Annotated in this window: 6 protein-coding genes; all 6 read left to right on the forward strand. The window is 64.0% G+C overall.

What is annotated here, in order from left to right; genetic code table 11:
- The first annotated feature begins 9 nt into the window (after positions 1–9).
- Positions 10–1,371 (forward strand): DUF1329 domain-containing protein, encoded by a 1,362-nt coding sequence (locus BLQ74_RS26430; protein WP_090268437.1) that lies wholly within the window; start codon positions 10–12, stop codon positions 1,369–1,371.
- Between the two features lie 177 nt (positions 1,372–1,548).
- Positions 1,549–2,421, forward strand: a complete 873-nt coding sequence (locus BLQ74_RS26435) for an alpha/beta fold hydrolase (RefSeq protein WP_244507279.1) — start codon at positions 1,549–1,551, stop codon at positions 2,419–2,421.
- Between the two features lie 16 nt (positions 2,422–2,437).
- Positions 2,438–3,421: a VOC family protein gene (locus BLQ74_RS26440; protein WP_090268441.1), complete on the forward strand. Its 984-nt coding sequence runs from the start codon at positions 2,438–2,440 to the stop codon at positions 3,419–3,421.
- 15 nt (positions 3,422–3,436) lie between these two features.
- Positions 3,437–5,191, forward strand: a complete 1,755-nt coding sequence (gene mhpA, locus BLQ74_RS26445) for a bifunctional 3-(3-hydroxy-phenyl)propionate/3-hydroxycinnamic acid hydroxylase MhpA (protein WP_090268443.1) — start codon at positions 3,437–3,439, stop codon at positions 5,189–5,191.
- On the forward strand, positions 5,188–5,982 hold the full coding sequence (gene mhpD, locus BLQ74_RS26450; protein ID WP_090268445.1) for a 2-keto-4-pentenoate hydratase: 795 nt from the start codon (positions 5,188–5,190) through the stop codon (positions 5,980–5,982). Before mhpA ends, mhpD begins: the two co-directional genes overlap by 4 nt.
- A 14-nt stretch (positions 5,983–5,996) precedes the next feature.
- Positions 5,997–6,916: acetaldehyde dehydrogenase (acetylating) (locus tag BLQ74_RS26455; RefSeq protein WP_090268448.1), on the forward strand; the 920-nt coding region annotated here is incomplete at its 3' end.

The following is a 6,916-nucleotide window of genomic DNA, read 5'->3' on the forward strand; positions in this document are numbered from 1 at the left end:
AGAACAACAATGAGCAGATTCCCCTTGCGCACTGCCCTCTTGGGCGCAGCCCTGTCGACAACCATCCTCGCCCATGCCGCCGTACCGGAATCGGAAGCGGCCAAATTGAGTACCAGCCTGACGCCCATGGGCGCGGAGAAGGCCGGCAACGCCGATGGCAGCATCCCCGCCTGGACCGGCGGCCTCCCGAGCAGTGCTGGCCAACGCGGCGAGAACGGCCGCCTGAGCGATCCCTTCGCCGCGGAAAAGCCACTCTTCACCATCACACCGCAAAACGTGGCGCAGTACGCGAAAAACCTGACGCCCGGACAGCAGGCGATGTTCAAGCGCTATCCGGATTACCGCATGAACGTCTACCCATCGCACCGCACGGCCACTTACCCCGAGGCCGTATTCAAGGCCATCGCCAGCAACGCCAGGCACACCAGCCTGGTGGCTGACGGCAACGGCCTGCAGAACTTCCAGACCGCCATTCCGTTTCCCATTCCGCACAACGGCCTGGAGGTGCTCTGGAATCACATAACCCGCTATCGCGGTGGCAGCATGCAGCGCACCCACGTCCAAGCCACGCCCACCGCCAGTGGCGAGTACACCCCCGTGTATTTCAAGCAGCAGTTCACCTTCCGTGACCAACTATCGGACTTCGAATCGAGCCAGGAGAGCAACGTGCTCTTCTATTACAAGCAACTGGTGACCGCTCCGGCACGCTTGGCCGGCGACGTCGTGCTGGTCCACGAGACACTCGACCAGGTCAAGGAACCGCGCATGGCCTGGATCTACAACGCCGGCCAGCGCCGCGTACGGCGCGCTCCACAAATCGCCTATGACGGCCCCTACCCGGCTTCCGATGGACAGCGCGTCGCAGACGACCTGGACATGATCAACGGTGCCCCGGATCGGTATGACTGGAAGCTCGTCGGCAAGCAGGAAATCTACGTCCCCTACAACAACTTCGAGCTGGAATCGCCCACCCACAAGTACAGCGATCTCCTGAAAGTCGGCCACCTCAACCAGGACCTGATGCGCTACGAGAAACATCGCGTCTGGGTGGTGGAAGCCACCCTCAAGCCGGGCGAACGCCACATCTACGCCAAGCGGACGCTCTTCGTCGACGAAGACACCTGGCAAGCGATGTTGATCGACCACTACGACGGTCGCGGCACCCTGTGGCGCGTGGGCGAAAGCTCGATGACCCCGCTCTACGACAGACAGATTCCATGGCTGGGCGTGGAGGCGCTCTATGACCTGGTCAACGGGCGCTATCTGGTTTCCGGGTTGACCAACGAAGAGAAATCCCCGGTCGAATTCGGCCTCAAGACAAGCGCCGCGGACTACACCCCTGCCGCCTTGCGCAATGAAGGCGTGCGCTGAACTCAGACGGCAATCGACAGAGCGGTAAACAGCGAACTATCACCGCTGCCGGGAGTTGCTCGCTCTCCATATGAACACTAGTGTTCATATGGAGACAGTGATAGGATTTTGGAGTCGTCATTGACCACTCATTTGGCGACTATACCGCTCAGTCATAAGAACAACAGGAGCAATGCAGTGAACTTGAACGAACCTATCGCCCCGTCGAGGTCGCGCACCGTCACCGTCGGTGGCCGGCAGATCTTCCTTACTGAAAAGGGAGCCGGTCACCCGCTCCTGATGCTCCATGGCGGAGGCCCGGGCGCGTCGGGTATTTCCAACTATTCGCGCAACATGGACGCGCTGGCCGAGCACTTTCGCGTGCTGGTGGTGGACATGCCCGGCTACGGCAAGTCCACCAAGGGCGTGGACCGCAGCGACCCCTTTGGCGACCTCGCCGGCGCCATGCTCGGACTGCTCGACGTACTGGGCATCCGCAGCACCCACGTGGTCGGCAATTCGCTTGGCGGCGCCTGCGCGCTACGCATGGCGCTGGATGCCCCGAGTCGCGTCTCAGCCCTGGTGCTGATGGGCCCCGGCGGCGTGAACACCACGCGCGGCCTGCCCACGCCCGGGCTCAAGCTGCTGCTCAACTACTACAAGGACAACGGTCCCTCGCGCGAAAAAATCACTCGATTCATTCGCGACTATCTCGTCTATGACGGCAGCCGTGTCTCGGACGCGATGATCGAGGAGCGCTACCAGTCCAGCATCGATCCGGAGGTCATCAAGGCCCCACCGCTGCGCGGTCCGAAAAACCTTCGCGCGGCACTGCGCATGGACTTCACCCGGGATCCGCGCCTGCCGGCCTGCCAGGTTCCGACCCTCGTGCTCTGGGGGGTGGACGACCTGGTCAACCGCCCCAGCGGCGGCCGCACGCTGCTCGAGCGGATGCCCAATTGCGACCTGCACCTGTTCAGCAAGACCGGACACTGGGTGCAGTGGGAACGCGCCGATGAGTTCAACGCCTTCACCACCGCGTTCCTGGCGGCAAATACGCCCAGGCCCTGAGCGGAGGAAGACGGACATGACTCAGGATATTTTCGGTGCAAGCAGCATGGGCTATGTGGTCATCGAGTCGAATCGGCTGGATCGCTGGCAAGTCTTCCTCCGGGATGGAATCGGCCTTCACGAAGCCCAGGCCGATGCCGATCTGCTGGCCTATCGCATGGATGAATTCCAGCGACGAATCATCGTCAAGCGCGGAAGCGCCGAGGACCTCGTCACCGTAGGCTGGCACCTACGCGATTCGGCAACCCTCGAGGTGGTGCTGCAACGCCTGAAGGCGCTGGGTGTTCAAGCGACTCCCGGCACAGCCGAGCAGGCACAGGAAAGAGGGGTTCGCGGCTTCTGGCAGGTCATGGGGCCCAAGCGCCTGGCGGTCGAGCTGTTCGTCGAGCCGCTGACCACGTCATCCCCTTTGCAAATGCTCAGCAGCGGCTTCGTTACCGGTGAAATGGGCATGGGCCATATGGCCATCACCTCACGCAAGCCCGAACAGATGCGGCGCTTCTGGCAGGAAATCTTCGACGCCCGGCACAGCGACCACATCGTCGAACGATTGTCCGGCGTAACCCTGGACATCGATTTCTTCCGGGTCAACCCGCGACATCACTCGATCGCCATCGCACGGGTGAAGGATCTACCCATCGATCCGATTCGCACCCGCGTACAGCACTTCAACCTGTTGACCACCTCGGTCGGCGAACTCACGGATACCTTCCTGCGCTGCCGTGCACTGGGTTTCGAGATGGCACACGAGATCGGCGAGCACCCGAATGATCGGGAGCAGTCCTTCTACGTGCTCAGCCCGTCAGGGTTCGAACTCGAAGTCGGCTGGAACGCTCTTGAGGTCGACGAAGCTACCTGGCAACCGGCGAGCTACCGCGGCATCAGCCTGTGGGGACACAAGCCGCCAAGGCAGAGCGTCCGGAACAAGCTCTGCACCAATCTGGGCAACCTGGGCCGGGCCCTGCGTTCCCTTCTCAGCCCTGAATACTCACCCCTCTAGGGAGACGCGCTGGAAATGGACAACAACAAGAATTTCCACGTCGAAACCGTCGATGTCGTGATCGCCGGGCTTGGCCCGACGGGCGCCACCCTCGCCCATCTATTGGGCAAACGCGGCCTTTCGGTCATCGTCCTGGAACGCGAACCAACGTTCTACGGCAATGCCCGTGCGGTTTACACCGACGACGAATGCATGCGCGTCATGCAAGCAGCCGGCGTTGCAGACGACCTCGCGGTGGACATGCAGGTCGACACGCCGGCCCAGTGGACGTTCGCCGACGGCAAGGTGCTGGGTCGGTACTGGCAGTTGAAGCGCTCCTTCGGCTGGCCGGTGATCAACTTCCTGTACCAACCCTGGCTGGAAACCCGCCTCACCGACCTGCTCCAGCGCTACCCCGGGGTGCAGGTGCGGCGCGGCCGCGAACTGGTGTCGTTCGAGCAGAACGCCGACTGGGTGACGCTGACCCACCAGGCCACGCGGACCTTCCGCTTCGGCGACGGCAGCGACGCGCGCGGCGAACACGACGTTGCCCCGGACCCGCAGAGCATCCGCACGCGCTACCTGGTGGGCGCCGATGGCGGACGCAGCACAGTGCGCGAGGCGCTGGGCATCAAGATGGACGGCAAGAACTTCCCCGAACCTTGGCTGGTCGTGGACCTGGAGCTGAAGGAAGGCGAAGACGCCCTGCGCCATATGCCCTACTTCAATTTCATTTGTGACCCTGAATGCCCGACAGTGAGCTGCCCGCAGCCAGGTCGCTTCCACCGCTTCGAATTCATGCTCATGCCCGGGCAGACCAAGGAATACATGGAAGACCCGGCCACCGTGCGCAAACTCGTCAGCCGCTACGTCGACCCGAACAAATTCGAGGTCAAGCGTCGCCTGGTCTACACCTTCAACGCCCTGGTCGCGCAGCAATGGCGCAAGGGCCGGGTGCTGCTGGCTGGCGACGCCGCCCACATGACTCCGCAGTTCATGGGCCAAGGCATGAGCTCGGGTGTTCGCGACGCCTATAACCTGGCCTGGAAACTCGATGCAGTGCTCAAGGGGCGCGCAGCAGAGGTCCTGCTAGATACCTACGGCAGCGAGCGCTACCACCATGCCAAGGCGATGATCGACATCTCAGTGCAGATGAAGGACTTCGTGTCGATGTCCAACCCCATCCTCAGCACCCTGCGCAATGTCTTGGCCAGATTGCTCCAGGCCACACCGGTGGTCGGCAGGTGGATTCGTGAAGGGGGCTTCAAACCTACGCCGACCTACAAGCCGGACAGCTACCTCGGTCTGCCGCGACGCGGCCGCCGCTCGGTCGAAGGGAAGCTGATGCCGCAACCCCAGGTGCGAACCTTCAAGGGCAGGCGTGTGCTGCTCGATACCCTGCTGGGCGATGAGTACGCCTTGATCGGCCTGGGCACGGATCCCCAGCAGTTCCTCGGCGAGGAATCACGCGCCTTCCTCGACACCCAGGGGGTGCGCTACCTCTCGCTGTTCCCGTTTGGCGGCCGTCCACAAGGCATCAATGTTCAGCGCCATACGCCAGCCAATCTGATCGAGGTCGAAGAGGTCGGTGATGAGCTGCTCAAGTGGTTCAAACGCGCCGGCGGCGGACACAATGCGGTGGCTATCGTTCGCCCCGACAAATTCGCCTTCGCCCTGGTGCGCGGCGAAGAACTGGAGACGGCCGTCGCAGAGTTGCGCCGGCAGATCGGCTGGCCCCCTGCCCTGGCGGACTCACGGCCCCAACAGGCAACCTTGAGGAAAAGCGCATGACCGTCACCCAAGACACCCTCGAACGCCTGGCCGCCGACCTGCGCCGCGCTGAAGCGCAGGGCGAGGCGATCGCCCCGCTGCGTGACGCCATCGGCGCCGACAACGGCGCGGCGGCCTACGCCATCCAGCGCCTCAACGTCGCCCACGGCATCGCCGCCGGACGCCGCGTGGTCGGCCGCAAGATCGGCCTGACCAACCCCAAGGTGCAGACGCAACTGGGCGTCGGCCAACCGGACTTCGGCACCCTGTTCGCCGACATGGCCTACGGCGACAACGAAAGCGTGCCCGTCGACCGCGTGCTGCAGCCGAAGATCGAAGCCGAGATCGCGCTGATCCTCGACCGCGACCTGCCGCGCGAAGACAGCACCTTCGCCGAGGTCATGGCTGCCATCGGCTGGGTGCTGCCGGCGCTGGAGATCGTCGGCAGCCGCGTCGCCGGCTGGAACATCCGCTTCGCCGACACCGTCGCCGACAACGCCTCCAGCGGCTGCTTCGTGCTCGGTGGCCCAGCCCGGCGCATCGATGGCCTCGATCTACGCCTGGCCGCCATGCGCATGACCCGCAACGGCGAGGACGTCTCCAGCGGCAGTGGCGCCGAATGCCTCGGCCACCCGCTCAACGCGGCGGTCTGGCTGGCGCGCACCATGGCGCGCCTGGGCGAACCGCTGCGCGCCGGCGACCTCATCCTCACCGGTGCCCTCGGGCCGATGGTGGCAGTGGCCGCGGGTGACCGTTTCGAAGCCGAAATCGACGGCCTGGGCCGCGTTGGCGTGACCTTTAGCGCCGAGTGACGAGAGAGGAATTCATGAGCAAACGCAAAGTCGCCATCATCGGTTCCGGCAACATCGGCACCGACCTGATGATCAAGATCCTGCGCAACGCGCAGCACCTGGAAATGGCCGCCATGGTCGGTATCGACCCGGCCTCCGACGGTCTGGCCCGCGCATCACGAATGGGCGTCGCCACCACCCACGAAGGCGTCGAGGGCCTGACCCACCTGCCGATCTTCAACGAGATCGACTTCGTCTTCGATGCCACCTCAGCCGGCGCTCACGTGAAGAACGACGCCTTCCTGCGGGGCCACAAGCCCGGTCTTCGCCTGATCGACCTGACCCCGGCCGCAATCGGTCCGTATTGCGTGCCGGTGGTCAACCTGGAGCAGCACCTGCAAGCGCTGAACGTGAACATGGTGACCTGCGGCGGGCAGGCGACCATTCCGATGGTGGCGGCCGTTTCGCGGGTGGCCAAGGTGCATTACGCGGAAATCATCGCCTCGATTGCCAGCAAGTCCGCCGGTCCCGGCACCCGCGCCAATATCGACGAATTCACCGAGACCACCAGCAAGGCCATCGAAGTGATCGGCGGCGCGGCCAAGGGCAAGGCGATCATCATCATGAACCCGGCCGAGCCGCCGCTGATCATGCGCGACACCGTCTATGTGCTGTCCGAGGCCGTCGATCAGGCCAAGGTCGAGGCGAGCATCGAGGAGATGGCCGCCGCCGTGCAGGCCTACGTGCCCGGCTACCGCCTCAAGCAGAAGGTGCAGTTCGACGACGTGCGCGACCTGAACATCCCCGGCCACGGCAAATTCTCCGGCCTGAAGACCTCGGTGTTCCTCGAAGTCGAAGGCGCCGCCCACTACCTGCCGGCCTACGCCGGCAACCTCGACATCATGACCTCCGCCGCGCTGGCCACCGCCGAGCGCATGGCCCAGTCGATGGGAGC

This window comes from Pseudomonas panipatensis (genome assembly GCF_900099785.1).
In the GTDB taxonomy this organism is placed as follows: Bacteria; Pseudomonadota; Gammaproteobacteria; order Pseudomonadales; family Pseudomonadaceae; genus Pseudomonas; species Pseudomonas panipatensis.

Bases quoted from the DNA above. Each gene is read 5' to 3' on its own strand.
- mhpD (WP_090268445.1), top strand. From the start codon at position 5,188: ATGACCGTCACCCAAGACACCCTCGAACGCCTGGCCGCCGACCTGCGC.
- BLQ74_RS26440 (WP_090268441.1), top strand. From the start codon at position 2,438: ATGACTCAGGATATTTTCGGTGCAAGCAGCATGGGCTATGTGGTCATC.
- BLQ74_RS26430 (WP_090268437.1), top strand. From the start codon at position 10: ATGAGCAGATTCCCCTTGCGCACTGCCCTCTTGGGCGCAGCCCTGTCG.
- mhpA (WP_090268443.1), top strand. From the start codon at position 3,437: ATGGACAACAACAAGAATTTCCACGTCGAAACCGTCGATGTCGTGATC.